This window comes from Microbacterium sp. NPDC058269 (genome assembly GCF_042881445.1).
GTDB lineage: Bacteria > Actinomycetota > Actinomycetes > Actinomycetales > Microbacteriaceae > Microbacterium.
In genome coordinates this window covers 277,177-293,182 of the sequence record NZ_JBHVXT010000001.1, presented here as the reverse complement: position 1 = coordinate 293,182, position 16,006 = coordinate 277,177, and the positions used below count along the sequence as shown (strand labels likewise).

At 68.8% G+C, this 16,006-nt stretch carries 14 protein-coding genes; 11 read left to right on the top strand and 3 right to left on the bottom strand.

Going from position 1 to position 16,006, the window contains the following annotated elements; translation table 11 throughout:
- Window positions 1-14 precede the first annotated feature (14 nt).
- Window positions 15-287 (top strand): metal-sensitive transcriptional regulator, encoded by a 273-nt coding sequence (locus ACFVWL_RS01345; RefSeq protein WP_149085913.1) that lies wholly within the window; start codon window positions 15-17, stop codon window positions 285-287.
- Between the two features lie 55 nt (window positions 288-342).
- On the opposite strand, the gene ACFVWL_RS01340 is transcribed toward ACFVWL_RS01345, so the two are convergent.
- On the bottom strand, window positions 343-1,893 hold the full coding sequence (locus tag ACFVWL_RS01340) for an amino acid permease (protein ID WP_387177601.1): 1,551 nt from the start codon (window positions 1,891-1,893) through the stop codon (window positions 343-345).
- Between the two features lie 156 nt (window positions 1,894-2,049).
- Between ACFVWL_RS01340 and ACFVWL_RS01335 the strand changes: the two genes are divergently transcribed.
- The 10 genes from ACFVWL_RS01335 to ACFVWL_RS01290 all read left to right on the top strand — a co-directional run bounded on the left by ACFVWL_RS01335 (window position 2,050) and on the right by ACFVWL_RS01290 (window position 12,978).
- The gene (locus ACFVWL_RS01335) at window positions 2,050-3,405 is read left to right on the top strand and encodes a glutamine synthetase family protein (RefSeq protein ID WP_387177599.1); all 1,356 of its coding nucleotides are present in this window, start codon (window positions 2,050-2,052) and stop codon (window positions 3,403-3,405) included.
- Window positions 3,386-4,138 (top strand): gamma-glutamyl-gamma-aminobutyrate hydrolase family protein, encoded by a 753-nt coding sequence (locus ACFVWL_RS01330; protein ID WP_387177597.1) that lies wholly within the window; start codon window positions 3,386-3,388, stop codon window positions 4,136-4,138. The genes ACFVWL_RS01335 and ACFVWL_RS01330 overlap by 20 nt, the downstream gene beginning before the upstream one ends.
- Window positions 4,135-5,496, top strand: coding sequence for an aldehyde dehydrogenase family protein (locus ACFVWL_RS01325; RefSeq protein WP_387177596.1), 1,362 nt, complete (start codon window positions 4,135-4,137; stop codon window positions 5,494-5,496). The genes ACFVWL_RS01330 and ACFVWL_RS01325 overlap by 4 nt, the downstream gene beginning before the upstream one ends.
- 39 nt (window positions 5,497-5,535) lie before the next feature.
- Window positions 5,536-6,315, top strand: coding sequence for a 3-oxoacyl-ACP reductase (locus ACFVWL_RS01320; RefSeq protein WP_387177594.1), 780 nt, complete (start codon window positions 5,536-5,538; stop codon window positions 6,313-6,315).
- A gap of 33 nt (window positions 6,316-6,348) precedes the next feature.
- Entirely contained in the window at window positions 6,349-7,077 is a 729-nt protein-coding gene (locus ACFVWL_RS01315) for a FadR/GntR family transcriptional regulator (protein WP_387177592.1), read from the top strand.
- Between the two features lie 137 nt (window positions 7,078-7,214).
- Window positions 7,215-8,375 carry an ABC transporter ATP-binding protein gene (locus ACFVWL_RS01310; protein ID WP_387177590.1) on the top strand — a complete coding sequence of 387 codons (1,161 nt, stop codon included), beginning with the start codon at window positions 7,215-7,217 and terminating at the stop codon, window positions 8,373-8,375.
- Entirely contained in the window at window positions 8,372-9,550 is a 1,179-nt protein-coding gene (locus ACFVWL_RS01305) for a spermidine/putrescine ABC transporter substrate-binding protein (protein ID WP_387177588.1), read from the top strand. Before ACFVWL_RS01310 ends, ACFVWL_RS01305 begins: the two co-directional genes overlap by 4 nt.
- The gene (locus ACFVWL_RS01300; RefSeq protein ID WP_387177586.1) at window positions 9,543-10,427 is read left to right on the top strand and encodes an ABC transporter permease; all 885 of its coding nucleotides are present in this window, start codon (window positions 9,543-9,545) and stop codon (window positions 10,425-10,427) included. Before ACFVWL_RS01305 ends, ACFVWL_RS01300 begins: the two co-directional genes overlap by 8 nt.
- Window positions 10,424-11,314 (top strand): ABC transporter permease, encoded by an 891-nt coding sequence (locus ACFVWL_RS01295; protein ID WP_387177584.1) that lies wholly within the window; start codon window positions 10,424-10,426, stop codon window positions 11,312-11,314. The genes ACFVWL_RS01300 and ACFVWL_RS01295 overlap by 4 nt, the downstream gene beginning before the upstream one ends.
- Before the next feature lie 2 nt (window positions 11,315-11,316).
- Window positions 11,317-12,978 (top strand): amidohydrolase, encoded by a 1,662-nt coding sequence (locus tag ACFVWL_RS01290; protein ID WP_387177582.1) that lies wholly within the window; start codon window positions 11,317-11,319, stop codon window positions 12,976-12,978.
- Between the two features lie 76 nt (window positions 12,979-13,054).
- Here ACFVWL_RS01290 and ACFVWL_RS01285 read toward each other — a convergent pair whose 3' ends face one another.
- Both ACFVWL_RS01285 and ACFVWL_RS01280 read right to left on the bottom strand, forming a co-directional pair.
- Window positions 13,055-14,443 carry an aspartate aminotransferase family protein gene (locus tag ACFVWL_RS01285; RefSeq protein ID WP_387177580.1) on the bottom strand — a complete coding sequence of 463 codons (1,389 nt, stop codon included), beginning with the start codon at window positions 14,441-14,443 and terminating at the stop codon, window positions 13,055-13,057.
- Between the two features lie 15 nt (window positions 14,444-14,458).
- Window positions 14,459-15,943, bottom strand: coding sequence for a CoA-acylating methylmalonate-semialdehyde dehydrogenase (locus ACFVWL_RS01280; RefSeq protein WP_387177578.1), 1,485 nt, complete (start codon window positions 15,941-15,943; stop codon window positions 14,459-14,461).
- Window positions 15,944-16,006: the final 63 nt, after the last annotated feature.

Below are 16,006 nucleotides of genomic sequence, written 5' to 3'. Positions count from 1 at the left end.
AGTACCCTCGAGGGGTGATCGAAGACATCAAGAAGCGTGCTCTGCACCGCACCAGCATCCTCGAGGGACAGATGCGCGGTGTCGCGCGGATGATCGAGAACGAGGAGTACTGCATGGACATCATCACGCAGTCCCGCGCCATCCAGCGCTCCCTCGAGTCGTTGAACCGGCTGCTGCTGGAGAACCACCTGCAGACGCACGTCACGCACATGTTCGAAGAGGGCGGCGAAGAGCGCGAGAAGGCCGTCGTCGAGCTGCTCAAGGCCTTCGACTTCGACCGCAAGTAAGCCTTCCGGCACGGCACAGCGCCCCGACCGAGTGGTCGAGGCGCTGCGCGGTGACTCACCGGCCGGTGTCGTCGAAGACCTCGCCCTCCATGGCGTCGTAGCCCTCGGCCTGCGGGTCGCCGTGGGCGCCGCCCGAGATCGCGTACTCCTCTTCGGGGGAGAGCACCAGTCGGTGGCGGAAGAAGAGTCCGAACCCGAGCAGGATCACGACGTAGACGATCGCGATCGCGACGATCGCCGGGCCGAACGTCGGGTTGAGCAGGAACCCGACGAAGATCAGCGCGGCGATCACCAGCGCGACCGCGGCACCGGGGATGCCCCACGGGCTGCGGTACGGACGGTCGACGTTCGGGTACTTCTTGCGCAGGATCATGAACGACACCAGCTGGAGGCCGTACGCCAGCACGGCTCCCCACACGGCGATGTTCAGCACGATCGCCCCCGCGACGGAGCCGGCCCCTTCGGCGTCGACGGCGGCGAGCACGTCGAGCACGATGAGGGCGACGAAGCCGATCGCCGCCCCCACGACGAGGGCGACCCACGGGGTCTGGCGCTTGCCGGTCAGTGACAGGAAGCGCGGGTAGTAGCCCGCGCGGGAGAGCGAGTACATGTTGCGGCCGTAGGCGAACATGATGCCCTGCAGCGAGGCGAGCAGTCCGATGAGGGCGAAGAGGGCGAGCACGGCGGCGAGCTGATCGCCCACGATCGCGCGGAAGCCGTCGAGCAGCGGCTCGCCCGCAGTGCCGGTGGCCTCGGCGCCGATCACGCCGGTGTTCAGGAACAGCACGAGCAGACCCGTGACGATGAGCGTGCCGCGAGCCCAGAATCCGGCCTTCGGGATGTCGCGGGTCGGGTTGTGCGACTCCTCGGCGGCCAGCGGCAGCTCTTCGATGCCGAGGAAGAACCACATCGCGAACGGGAGAGCGAACAGGATCGGCAGCACGCCGTGCGGCAGGAACTCCGTCTGGCCGGGGTCGGGGGCGATGTCCCACAGGGCGTCCCAGCTGAAGGCGCCGGAGAAGATCGCCATCGCGGAGAACACCAGGATGATGCCGATCGAGATGATCGAGACGACGATCGCGAAGCGGAACGAGATCGCCGCACCCGCGGAGTTCAGCGCGATGAAGACGACGTAGAGGATCAGGTACCAGAGCCACCCCGGCAGCTCGAGTCCCAGCAGTTCGCTCGTGATGCCGTTCGCATACGACGCCGAGAAGTAGACGATCACCGCCGTGGTCGCGACGTACTCGATCGTCTCGGCAGCGCCGGTCACCAGGCCGCCCCATGGGCCCATCGCCGATCGGGCGAAGGAGTAGGCACCACCGGTGTGCGGCATCATCGCGGCCATCTCACCGATCGCGAAGATCATGCCGTAGTACATGAGGACGAGGATCACGAAGGCGATCAGCATCCCGCCGAAGCCCGCGAAGTCGATGCCGAAGTTCCAGCCGGAGAAGTCGCCGGAGATGACGGCCGCGACCGCGAGACCCCACAGGCCCCAGACACCGGCCGATCTCTTCAGCGTGCGTTTCTCGAAGTACTCGCTCCCGGCACGTGTATAGGTCGCCCCAGCGACCTTGCGGGATTCATTGCTCTGCTCAGACATCCGCTCTCCGTTCGCACGCACAATGGCGCCGGGTGCGCCTTGCGGATGATTGTGGCAGTCAATGGTGGTTTCGTCTACCTTTAGACGCCGAGGTGATCTACTCTGAGGGCGAAGCCGGTCGGTCGATCGCTTCACCACGACGACGGGAGCGAGAAGATGTCGGGAAACCTGAGCATCGAGCAGCTGGATGCCGGCATCGCCGCCGGCGAGATCGACACGGTGATCGTGGCCTTCGCCGATGCGCAGGGGCGACTGGTGGGCAAGCGGGTCTCCGCGCGGCTGTTCCAGGAGGACATCCTGCATCACGGCGCCGAGGCCTGCGACTACCTGCTGTCGGTGGATGTCGACATGAACACGGTCGACGGCTACGCGATGTCGGGGTGGGATCGCGGTTATGGAGACATGGTGCTGCGGCCCGACGTCGCGACCCTCCGGCGCATCCCCTGGCTCGACGGCACCGCGCTCGTGATCGCCGACCTGGTGTGGGGCAACGGCGAACCGGTGGGACCGTCACCGCGTGCCATCCTCGACCGCCAGCGCGATCGCCTCGCCGAGCGGGGATGGACCGCGTTCTCCGGCACCGAGCTCGAGTTCATCGTCTTCGACAACACCTACCGCGATGCCTGGGCCCGAAAGTACGAGGGCCTGACCCCGTCGACCGACTACAACGTCGACTACAACCTGCTCGCCTCCACGCGCCTCGAACCGCTGCTGCGCGACATCCGCAACAGCATGGACGGTGCCGGGCTCTACTGCGAGGGCGTGAAGGGGGAGTGCAACCTCGGGCAGCAGGAGATCGCGTTCCGCTACGCCGAGGTGCGCGAGACCGCAGACCAGCACGCGCTCTACAAGAACGGCGCGAAGGAGATCGCGGAGCAGCACGGACAGGCGCTCACCTTCATGGCCAAGTTCAATGAGCGCGAGGGCAACAGCTGCCACATCCACCTCTCCCTGCGTGCCGCCGACGGCACCCCGGTCATGGCGGGGGACGGCGAGCATGGGTTCAGCCCGATCATGGAGCACTGGATCGCCGGCATCCTCGCGACCCTGCGCGAATTCACCCTGCTCTACGCGCCCAACATCAACTCGTACAAGCGGTTCGCGAAGGGCAGCTTCGCCCCGACCGGCGTCGCCTGGGGCATCGACAACCGCACCTGCGCGCTGCGCGTGATCGGCTCCGGCTCCGGCCTCCGGGTCGAGAACCGGGTGCCGGGCGGCGACGTGAACCCCTACCTCGGCATCTCGGCGATCATCGCCGGGGGGCTGTACGGCATCGAGAACGAGCTGCCGCTGCCCGAGCGCTTCACGGGCAACGCCTACGAAGCCGGCGTCGAGCACCTGCCCACCACCCTCCGGGAGGCGGCGCAGCTGTTCAGCGAGTCGAGCATCGCCCGCGCCGCGTTCGGCGACGACGTCGTGGACCACTACCTGAACCAGGCGCGCATCGAGGTCGAGGCCTACGACGCCGCCGTCACCGACTGGGAGCGCATCCGTGGTTTCGAGCGGCTCTGACCCGGCACCGCTGATCGGTGTCACGACCTATCTCGAGCGCGCGCAGCAGGGGGTGTGGGATGTGCGGGCGGCGTTCCTGCCCGAGCAGTATCTGACCGGGGTGACGGATGCCGGCGGCATCGCGCTGCTGCTGCCGCCGCAGGACCCGGCGTCTGCGGAGGCCGCCATCGCCGGCATGGACGGCCTGATCCTCTCCGGAGGTGCGGATGTCGCCCCCGAGCTCTACGGCGAGGAACGGCACCCGCTCACCGATCCCGCCCGCGTCGACCGCGACGCGTGGGAGCTGGCACTGTTCCGTGCGGCCGAACGACGACGCATCCCGGTGCTCGCGATCTGCCGAGGACTGCAGCTCGTCAACGTGGCACGCGGCGGAACGCTCCAGCAGCACCTTCCCGAGTCGCTCGGCACGGAGCGCTACCGTCTCGGCGGCGGTGTCTTCGCCGAGAACGACATCGAGGTCTCGGAAGACACCGCGCTCGCCGGGGTGCTGGGTGCCGGAGATGTGCGGGTGCACAGCTACCACCATCAGGGCATCGACCGCCTCGGAGAGGGGCTGGTCGCCGCCGCGCACTCCGACGATGGGCTCGTGCAGGCGTTCGTCGACACCTCGGCCGGTCACGTCGTCGGCATCCAATGGCATCCGGAGGAGAACGCCGAGGACCGGCGCCTCTTCGCAGATCTCGTCTCACAGGCCCGCGCATTCGCCGCGCGGCGGAAGGAGGACGCCCGATGAGCGCGTTCACAGTCATCAACCCGTCGACCGGCACCGCGATCCGCGATGTCGCCAGAGCCGACGTCGGAGAGACGGATGCCGCGATCGCCCGCGCCGTCGCCGCACAGCGCCGGTGGGCGGCCCTCGCCCCGGTCGCGCGAGCCGATGCGCTCCGGGCGTTCGCTCGTGCGGTCGAGGGGGCGGTCGAGGAACTCGCCCAGCTGGAGGTGCTCAACTCCGGGCATCCGATCGGCTCCGCACGGTGGGAGGCCGGGCACGTCGCCCAGGTGCTCAACTACTATTCCGCCGACCCGGAGCGGCTGTCCGGGCGGCAGATCCCCGTGGCCGGCGGGCTCGATGTCACCTTCCACGACCCCTACGGCGTGGTCGGTGTCATCGTGCCGTGGAACTTCCCGATGACGATCGCCTCGTGGGCCTTCGCACCGGCGCTCGCCGCGGGCAACGCCGTGGTGCTGAAGCCCGCGGAGCTGACACCGCTCACCGCCATCCGCCTCGGCGAGCTCGCCCTCGAAGCCGGACTCCCCGAGGGGCTCTTCGAGGTCGTCACGGGGTCGGGCTCGGTCGTCGGGCAGCGCCTGGTCGAGCATCCGGACGTGCGCAAGGTCGTGTTCACCGGCTCGACCGAGGTCGGCATCGAGGTCGCGGCCGGCTGCGCGCGGGCGCTCAAACCCGTCACGCTCGAACTCGGCGGCAAGAGCGCGAACATCGTCTTCGCCGACGCCGACCTCGAACGGGCGGCGGCGGGGGTGCCGGGCTCGGTGTTCGACAACGCCGGCCAGGACTGCTGTGCGCGCAGCCGACTGCTCGTGCAGCGTTCGGTGTACGACCGCTTCCTCGAGATGCTCGAACCGGCCGTGGCCGCGTGGCGTGTGGGCGACCCCGCGCGCGAGGACACCGACATGGGGCCGCTCATCTCGGCAGGGCACCGCGACACGGTCGCTTCGTTCCTCGACGGTGCCGACATCGCGTTCCGGGGCAGTGCCCCCGGCGGGGACGGGTTCTGGTTCGCACCGGCCGTCGTGCTCGCCGACCCCGCCGACCGCATCGCCCAGCAGGAGGTGTTCGGACCCGTCGTCGCGGTGATGCCGTTCGAGGACGAGGCCGACGCCATCCGTCTGGCCAACGACACGGCCTACGGGCTCGCCGGCTCCGTCTGGACCGAGAGCCTGGGGCGCGGTGTCCGTGTGGCCCGGGGTGTGCGCAGCGGAGTGCTGTCGGTGAACTCGCACTCCTCGGTGCGGTACTCGACCCCGTTCGGGGGCATGAAGGCGTCGGGCCTCGGGCGCGAGCTCGGCCCCGACGCCGCCGAGCACTTCACCGAGACCAAGAACGTCTTCTTCGCGACCGATGAACCCTGATCGCGTCGTCCCTTCACCCATCCGGAACGGAGAACCCACATGAGCATCGATCTGACCCAGCGACTGAAGGACCGCGTCGCCATCATCACCGGTGGCGCGAGCGGCATCGGGTTCGCCACGGCCCAGCGGTTCGCCGCCGAGGGTGCCTTCGTCGTGATCGCCGACGTCGATCCGACGAGCGGAGAGGCCGCGGCCGCCGAGGTGGGCGGGGTGTTCCGTCCGGTCGACGTCGCCGATGAGACCAAGGTCGACGCGCTGTTCGACGGCGTCGCCGCGGAGTTCGGGCGGATCGACATCGCCTTCAACAACGCGGGCATCTCGCCGGCCGACGACGACTCCATCGAGACGACCGAGCTCCCGGCGTGGGATCGGGTGCAGGACGTGAACCTCAAGAGCGTGTACCTGTGCAGTCGGGCGGCACTGCGTCACATGGTGCCGGCGGGGCGGGGCTCCATCATCAACACCGCGTCGTTCGTCGCGCTGCTGGGGTCGGCGACCTCGCAGATCAGCTACACCGCATCGAAGGGCGGTGTGCTGGCCATGTCTCGCGAGCTCGGCGTGCAGTTCGCGCGTCAGGGGGTGCGGGTGAACGCGCTGTGCCCCGGACCGGTGAACACCCCGCTGCTGCAGGAGCTGTTCGCCAAGGACCCGGAACGTGCGCAGCGACGGCTCGTCCATGTGCCGATGGGACGCTTCGCCGAGCCGGCGGAACTCGCGGCGGCGGTGGCCTTCCTCGCTTCGGACGACTCGTCGTTCATCACCGCGAGTGCCTTCGTCGTCGACGGCGGGATCACGAACGCCTACGTCACCCCGCTGTGAGCGACGCTCACCTCGCTGTGACAGGGTGAAGGCATGAGCGAGCACCCCCACGACGGCGACCTCGTCGAGGTGCGCAGGGCGGTATACCGACCGCTGCGGCGCGGCAACGCCCTCGAGGACACGGTCGCCCGACTCGTGCAGACGATCCGGCTCGGTGTGGTCGCTCCGGGGGAGTCGCTGCCGCCGGAGCGCGAGCTCGCGGCGTCGTTCGGGGTGAGTCGAGACACCGTGCGCGAGGCGATCCGAGAACTGGCCGACACCGGGTACCTGCTGCCGCGGCGCGGTCGCTACGGGGGCACGTTCGTGGCCGACCCGCTCCCGCACCCGACCGTGCCGGGGGCGGTGACGCCGGAAGAGGTCGACGACGTGCTCGGATTGCGCCGCGTGCTCGAGACCGGGGCCGTGCGCGCCGCGGCGAGTCGATCTTTGGACGCCTCGACCCGTGCCGACCTGTGGGCACGTCACGAGGCCGCGCTGCCGGCCGGTCCGGAGGAGTACCGGCGTCTCGACACCCTGCTGCACCTGGCCATCGCTGAGGCCGCGGGCATCCCGTCGCTGGTCGCGCTCGTCGCCGAGAACAGGGCGGACGTCAACGCGTGGCTCGACACGTTCCCGCTGATGCCGCGCAACATCCAGCACTCGGGGGAGCAGCACGAGAGCATCGTCTCCGCCATCCTCGCCGGGCGTCCGGATGCGGCGGAGGAGGCGATGCGCGACCACCTCGCCGGCTCCGAGGCGCTGCTGCGCGGCTTCCTCATCTGATCAGCGCTAATCGGTCGCCATTTCGACGAATCACAACGGATACCGTTGCGAATTGATCAAGAGGCTTCCGATTTCGCTATACCTGGCGTCTTTCCTGTGACAGACTCGCGACAAGCGAATCTCAATGGGGAGGCTCCATGCCCGACACCACCCGAACGTCGACGGCGACACTCGACGCACCCACCGCCACCGGTGCGGTCCGCATCGACGGCGTCACCAAGCGCTACGGCACCGCCACCGCCGTCGATGACCTGAGTCTCGACGTGCAACCGGGGGAGTTCCTCTCCCTCCTCGGTCCGTCCGGCTGCGGTAAGACGACCACCCTGCGAATGATCGCGGGCTTCGAGTACCCGGACGCGGGAGACATCCTCATCTCCGGGCGCAGCGTCTTGAACCTGCCGCCCTACCGGCGCGAGGTCAACACCGTCTTCCAGGCGTATGCCCTCTTCCCGCACCTCACGGTCGCCGAGAACGTCGCCTACGGTCTGCAGCAGCGGCGCGTGCCCAAGGCCGAGCAGCGCGAGCGTGTGAGTGAGGCGCTCGACATGGTGCAGCTGCGGGCCTTCGCCGACCGCAAGCCCACGCAGCTCTCGGGTGGCCAGCAGCAGCGCATCGCCCTGTCTCGGGCGCTCATCAACCGGCCCAGCGTGCTTCTGCTCGACGAGCCGCTCGCGGCGTTGGACCGCCAGCTGCGCGAGGAGATGCAGCTCGAGCTCAAGCTGCTGCAGGCGCGTCTCGGTACCACCTTCGTGTTCGTCACCCACGACCAGGCCGAGGCGCTGTCGATGAGCGACCGGATCGCCGTGATGCGCGCGGGACGGATCGAGCAGCTCGACGCACCGGCTGCGATCTATGCGGAACCCGCCTCGGCGTACGTCGCCTCGTTCATCGGCCAGCAGAACTTCGTGCACGGGACCGTTCGCGCCGACGGGGACGCGGTCGACACGGCGATCGGTGTGATCTCCGGGCGCTGGGGCGGCGAGCGGGTCGCGGCGGGGCACCCTGCCGTCGCCGCGATCCGACCCGAGTACATCCACCTGGAACAGGGCGAAGGCGCGGGAGTGCCGGGACGCGTGCTCGGCGTCTCGCATCTGGGCGAGACCCTGCAGGTCGCGGTCCGCATCGGCGAGGACGCCACGTTCCTCTCCCGCATGCCCGCACCGACCGCCCCGCCGGTGGGAGTCGACGACGCCGTCCGCTGCGTCTGGAGCCCCGCGGATGCGCGGCTGTTCGCGGCCGACGGCATCCCGACCACCGCGACCCACGTGATCACCCTGCCCAAGGACGGCGGGCGGTGACGGGCAGGCCTCCGGTGCGCGTGCTCGCGCACCGGAGCGCGGCGCGGGTGATCCGCACCGAGCTGACCCGGCGCGGCTTCCTCGCCACCGCGATCATGGCGGGCGGCGCGGTCGTGCTCAGTGCCTGCGCACCGGGACAGAACGCCGCGGCAGTGCACGCCAAGGGTGGTCCGCTCGAGGACAAGCTCTCCATCTACAGCTGGGGCGACTACGACGCCCCCGAGGTGCTCGAGCAGTTCACCGCCGAGAGCGGCCCGCGCATCGTGCTCGACGCGTTCAACTCGAACGAGGAACTGATCGCCAAGCTCGTGGCGGCTCGTGGCACCTCCGGCTACGACATCGTGGTGCCGACCGGGGTGTTCGTCGGGCCGATGGCCGAGAACGGACTCCTGCAGAAGTTCAACCTCGACCTGCTGCCGAACATGAAGCACGTGGCGCCGGAGTTCCGCGGACGCTCGTGGGACCCCGGCAACGAGTACTCGGTGTGCAAGGCCTGGGGGACCACCGGCTTCGTGTACGACAAGAGGGTGATCTCGCGAGAGCTCACGACCTGGAACGACTTCATCGACGCCGCACAGAACGAGGCGTCCGGTTCGACCTCGGTGCTCGACGACCCGGCACCGCTGTTGGGCATCTACTTCTGGGCGAACGGCATCGACTGGACCACCACGGATCCCGACGACCTCGACGCGGTCGAGAAGTTCCTGGTGAAAGACCTCGCCCCTCACGTCTCGGCGTTCGACTCGTATCCCGGCGGCTCATCGATCCCGCAGGCCTCGCATGCGCTGCTGCAGTCCTACAACGGCGACGCGCGGCTCGGCATCTTCGAGTCCGACGATCCCGACCGCTGGCAGTGGGTGCTCGGGAGTCCCGCGACCGAGCTGTGGATGGACAACTGGGCGATCGCCGCCGGGGCACCTCACCCCGAGGCGGCGCATGCGTTCATCGACTTCGTGCTGCAGCCGGACGTGCAGCTCGCACAGGTCGACTACATCGGCTACGACACCGGCATCTCGGGCATCCGTGACGAGGCGCAGGCGGCGGGGCTCGAACGACTCGACATGGTGTTCTTCGACGAGGAGCAGGTGGCCACGATGCACGAGGGCAAGCTGACCGACGCGCAGGATCGCGTCGTCTCGATCTGGAACTCGATGAAGGCGGCCGCCGGTGCCTAAGCTCAAGTTCGGCCTCGCGATCCCCGCCTGGGTGTGGCTGCTCGTCTTCTTCGTGGCCCCGATCGGCATGGTCATCGTGTTCAGCTTCGGCTACAAGCCGAGCATCTTCGCCACGCACGCGCTCGACCATCTCTCGTTCGACCGCTATGTCGAGGCGCTCTCGCCGACGTTCTTCAGCACGTTCCTGAACACCCTGTGGATCGGGATCCTCGGCACGGCGCTGTGTCTGGTGATCGGCGGTCCCGTCGCGTACTGGATCGCGGTGAAGGCACCGCCCTCGAAACGCGGCCTCCTCCTCGCGCTCGTGATGGTGCCGTTCTGGACCAACTTCCTGGTGCGCACGATCGGCTGGCAGGTGATCCTCGCCCCCGAGGGGTGGCTCTCGCAACTGCTGCAGGGAATCGGGGTCATCCCCGGTCCTCTCGATCTGCTCTACTCGCGCGGTGCCGTGCTGCTCGGAGTCGTCTACAACTACCTGCCGCTGATGATCCTGCCCCTGTTCGTGGCATTCGACCGGGTGTCGGGGCCGCTGCGCGAGGCGAGCAAGGATCTGGGTGCGAACAGCGTCACGACCTTCCTCCGGGTGACCGTGCCGCTGGCCAGGCCCGGCATCATCGCCGGTGTGCTCCTGGTATACATCCCGCTCATGGGCGATTACATCACCGCCACCGTGCTGGGCGGTGCGAAGGGCAACATGATCGGGCAGGTGGTGGCGAGCCAGTTCCAGACCGCGCAGAACTGGGCCCTGGGTTCGGCGATGGCGGTGCTGCTGATCATCGTCATCATGATCTCGATCGCCGTCGCGGCCGGGCTCCTCTGGCTCGTGACCCTGCCGCTGAGACAACGCAACCGCCTCGTCCTGGGGGAGGGATCATGACCGCCGTGACCGATGCACCGCAGAAGACCGCAGCGCCCGCGCCGCGCGTTCGCCGGGGAGCCGGACGCTTCGTGCTCCCGATCTGGGCAGGGCTGGTGTTCCTCTTCCTGTTCCTGCCGATCCTCGTGATCATCGCGTACTCCTTCAATGTCGGGCGCCTGCTGGTGTCGTGGGATCACTTCGGCTTCGACTCGTTCCTCGCGATCGTGAACAAGCCCGCGATCCGCGACGCGGTGCTCGTCTCGGTGCGCACCGGTCTGCTGGCCGCTCTGCTCGCCACGGCGCTCGGCACGCTCGCCGGCATCGCGATGGCCCGAAACCCCGGCAAGTGGGTGTGGTGGTTCCTCGGGCTCCTGCTGCTCGTCTCGGTCACGCCGGAGATCGTGGATGCCGTGGCACTCCTGCCGTGGCTGGTGTTCCTCGGACAGGATGCCGGGATCGGCATATTCAACGACGGCACGATGAGGCTCGTGGTCGGGCAATCGCTGTTCTCGATCGCCATCGTGTCGTACATCGTGCGGGCACGGCTCGTGGGACTCGATGCGCGACTGGAAGAGGCCTCGGCCGATCTGTATGCACCGCCCGTGCGCACGTTCCTCAAGATCACGCTTCCGCTCGCGATGCCGGCGGTGCTCGCCGGGTTCCTGCTCTCGTTCACTCTGAGCCTCGACAACACGGTCGTGTCGGCGTTCGTGCAGGTCTCGGGCACGACGCCGTGGCCGGTGTATGTGCTCAGTGCGCTGCGCAGCGGTCTGCGTCCGGAGATCGCCGCGGTATCGACGATCATGCTCGTGCTCACGCTGTTCGCCCTCGCGCTGGTGGCGGTGGTGCTCAAGAGGGCAGGAGACTCGGCGACCGAGATCGCGCGCACGATGGCAGGAGGGTGAGCATGGCATACGCAGATCTGGTCTTCACGGGTGGCCGACGGGGAGGGCGGGTGTTCCTCGCGGATGCCGCGCGCTCCACCGCCCACGCCGTGGCTGTGACGGCCGGGCGTATCAGCGCGGTGGGGCACGACGTCTCGGCGCTGATCGGTCCGGACACCGAGGTGGTCGATCTCGACGGCGGACTGCTCGTACCTGGTTTCCAGGACGCCCACGTGCATCCGGTCTGGGGCGGACTCGACATGCTGCGCTGTGACCTCTCCGCGCTGTCGACGCGGGACGAGTACCTGGCGCGTATCGCCGAGTACGCAAGGGCGCACCCCGACGACGAGTGGATCCTCGGCGGTGGATGGCAGATGTCGGCGTTCCCCGGCGGGACCCCGACCGCGGCGGATCTCGACACGGTGGTACCCGACCGGCCGGCGTTCCTCCCGAACCGCGACGGACACGGCGCCTGGGTCAATTCCCGTGCGCTCGCACTCGCCGGCATCACCCGGGAAACGGCCGACCCCGCCGATGGCCGGATCGAACGCGATGCGACCGGTGCCCCGAGCGGCACGCTGCACGAGGGCGCGATGGGTCTGGTGAACCGGCTCCTCCCCATCGAGCCGCCTGAGCGACTGGTCGAGGCGCTCCTGCAGGGGCAACGGCATCTGCACTCGTACGGCGTGACCGCCTGGCAGGATGCGATCGTCGGCACCGAGTACGGGGATGCGGGTGATCCCCTCCCTGCCTACCTGACGGCCGCGGAATCCGGTGCGCTCACCGGCCGCGTCGTCGGTTCGCTGTGGTGGGACCGCTCGCGCGGCCTGGAGCAGATCGACGACATCGTCCGACGTCGCGACGAGAGCACGGTCGGGCGCTTCCGGGCGCGCAGCGTGAAGATCATGCAGGACGGCGTGGCGGAGAACTTCACCGCCGCGATGCTCGAGCCCTACTGCGACGGGCACGGGCATCCGCGCGAAGACTCCGGCATCTCCTTCGTCGAACCCGAGCTGCTCAAGGAGGCCGCGACCCGGCTCGACGCCCTCGGGTTCACGCTGCACTTCCATGCGATCGGTGACCGTGCGGTGCGGGAATGCCTCGACGCGGTCGAAGCGGCGCTCGTGCACAACGGGCCGCGCGGGAACAGGCACCACATCTCGCACATCCAGGTCGTGCATCCCGACGACATCCCGAGGTTCCGGGCGCTCGACGTCACTGCCAACATGCAGATGCTGTGGGCGACGCTGGAGCCGCAGATGGTCGACCTCACCATCCCCTTCCTCGGCGAGCAGCGCACCACCTGGCAGTATCCGTTCGGCGACCTGCTGCGCTCCGGCGCCGCGCTCGCCGCAGGCAGCGACTGGTCGGTGAGCACGCCCAATCCGCTCGCCGCGATCCATGTGGCGGTCAATCGCCGTTCTGCGCCGACCGAGTGGGAGGGCGACTACGAGGCGTTCCTCCCCGAGCAAGCGATCGACCTGGCCACCGCGCTCGTCGCGTACACGGCGGGCTCCGCGTGGGTGAACCACCTCGACGACACCGGCACGATCGCAGTCGGGATGCGTGCCGACCTCGCCCTGCTCGACCGAGACCCGTTCGAGCATCCCGTCGACGAGATCGGCCTGACCGAGGTGCGGGGTACCTGGGTCGGGGGAGTGCGGGTGTACGACTCCGCGGGCTGAGCGCGCAGGCGACCCCGGATGCAAGAAGCCCCGGCGACCTCGCGTCGCCGGGGCTTCATCTGTTCGTGCGCTCGTGTCAGGCGGCGGCGGCCTCGTCGGCCACAGACAGTGCCTCGTCGAGCACGGTGAGTCCGCGCACCAGGTCTTCTTCGCTGATCACGAGCGGCGGGGCCACGTGCATGCGGTTGAAGTGCGTGAACGGCCAGACCCCGGCCTTCTTGGCTGCCGCAGCGAAGGCGCCCATGGGGGCGGCGTCCGCACCCGAGGCGTTGAACGGCACGAGCGGCTCGCGGGTCTCCTGATCGCGCACCAGCTCGATCGCCCAGAACAGTCCGAGCCCGCGCACCTCGCCCACACTCGGGTGCTTTTCGGCCCAACTGCGCACGGTCGGCTCGACGATCCGCGCGCCGAGGTCGCGCACGCGCTCCAGGATGCCGTCGCGTCGGAACACCTCGAACGTCGCCACTCCCGCCGCACATGCCAAAGGGTGGCCCGAATAGGTCAGTCCGCCGGCGAACGGCATCGTGTCGAAGGCGCTCGCGATGCGGTCGGAGATCACCACGCCGCCCAGGGGCACGTAGCCCGAGTTCACGCCCTTCGCGAAGGTGATCAGATCGGGCTGTCCGTCGAAGGCGTCGATGCCGAACCATTCGCCCAGCCGACCGAAGCCCACCATGACCTCGTCGGCGATGTAGACGATGCCGTAGCGGTCGCACAGCTCGCGCACACCCTGCAGGTATCCGGGCGGCGGCACCAGCACGCCGTTCGTGCCGACGACGGTCTCGATGATGATCGCCGCGATCGTCTGCGGCCCCTCGAGCTGGATCGTCTGCTCGAGGTGTGCGAGCGCCCGCTCGGACTCCTGCTCCGGGGTCTCGGCGTGGAACGGCGAACGGTAGAGGTACGGACCGAAGAAGCGCACGGTCCCGGAGTCGACGGTGTCGTTGGCCCAGCGCCGCGGGTCGCCGGTCAGCGAGATCGCGGTCGACGTGGAGCCGTGGTAGCTGCGGTACATCGACAGCACCTTGCGACGGCCGGTGAACTGGCGGGCCATCCGCACCGCATACTCGTTGGCCTCGGCGCCGCCGTTGGTGAAGAACACCTTCTCCAGGCCCTCCGGCGCGACCTCGGCGATCAGACGGGCGAGCTCGCCGCGCACGTCGTTCGCGATCGCAGGCTGGATCGTCGCGAGACGCCCGGCCTGCTGCTGGATCGCGGCGACCAGGTCGGGATGCTGGTGCCCCAGGTTCAGGTTCACGAGCTGGCTGGAGAAGTCGAGGTAGGCGTTGCCCTGGTAGTCCCAGAACGTCGATCCCTCGCCCGCGGCGACGGGCAGCGGGTCGATAAGGCCCTGCGCGCTCCAGGAGTGGAACACGTGGCCGCGGTCGTCCGCACGCACCTGCGCCTCGGCCTCGGGGGCCGGGAGCGGGTGCGAGACGCCGTGGCGGTCGGTGAAGTTGGTCATCGTGGTCGCTCCTGGTCAGTGGTTGCTCGGGAAGCCCAGGTCGATCTGGGAGGGCGTGTGGTCGGGCCACCGGGTGGTGACGACCTTGGAGCGCGTGTAGAAGTGCACCGACTCGGGACCGTAGATGTGGGAGTCGCCGAACAGCGAGTCCTTCCATCCGCCGAACGAGTAGGCGCCGATCGGCACCGGGATCGGCACGTTGACGCCGACCATGCCGACTTCGATGTCGAACTCGTACTGTCGGGCCGTGCCGCCGTCGCGCGTGAAGATCGCGGTGCCGTTGCCGTAGGCGTTGGCGTTGACCAGTTCGACCGCTTCGGCGTAGGTCTCGACGCGCACGACCGACAGCACCGGGCCGAAGATCTCGTCGTCGTAGACCTTCATGCCGGGCGCGACCTGATCGATCAGGCTCACACCCAGGAAGAAGCCCTCCGAGTCGAACTGCTTCTGCGTGCCGTCGACCACGACCTTCGCGCCCTCGGCCTCGGCGCCCGTCACGTACGAGGCGACCTTGTCGCGGTGCTCGCGGGTGATGAGCGGACCCATCTCGCTCGCGGCATCCGTGCCTGCACCGATCGTGAGGCCGCCGATGCGGTCGGCGATCGCGGTGACGAGGTCATCGGCGATGTCGCCCACCGCGACCAGCACCGACACGGCCATGCAGCGCTCGCCGGCGGAGCCGTAGGCGGCGGAGACCGCGGCGTCGGCAGCCGCGTCGATGTCGGCATCGGGCATGACGACCATGTGGTTCTTCGCGCCGCCGAGCGCCTGTACGCGCTTGCCGGCGGCCGAGGCGCGCTGGTAGATCGAGCGGGCGATCGGGGTCGAACCGACGAAGCTCACGGCATCGACTCGGGGCGAGTCGAGGATCGCGTCGACGGCTTCCTTGTCGCCGTTGACCACGTTGAGCACACCGGCGGGCAACCCTGCCTCGGCGAAGAGCTTCGCGAGCCATACGGATGCCGAGGGATCCTTCTCGCTCGGCTTGAGCACGACCGTGTTCCCGCAGGCGATCGCCGAGGCGACCATCCACAGCGGCACCATGACCGGGAAGTTGAACGGCGTGATCGCGGCGACGACGCCGACCGGCTGCTTGACCGAATGCACGTCGACACCGCGCGAGACCTGCTCGCTGCGCTCGCCCTTGAGCAGGTGCACGAGTCCGGCCGCGAACTCGACGTTCTCGATGCCGCGCGACACCTCGCCGGCGGCATCCGAGAGCACCTTGCCGTGCTCGGAGGTGACGATCGCGGCCAGCTCGGGCGTGCGCTCCTTCAACAGCTGGCGAAGGCGGAAGAACACGTCGGCGCGCTTGATCAGGCTCGTCTCGCGCCAGGCGGGGAGGGCGGCGGCTGCGGCGGCGATCGCGGAGTCCACCTCGGCGGCGGAGGCGAACGCGACCTGCTTCGACACCTGGCCGGTGGCGGGATCGAAGACCTGACCGGTGAGAGCCGCGTCGGCGGTCTCCGCTCCGTTGATGACGTGACGGACGATGTCCACGATGTTCCTCCGAGGGCTGAAGAGTGCGCTTCCGAACACTCTGACCGAGATTCGGTACGCTGA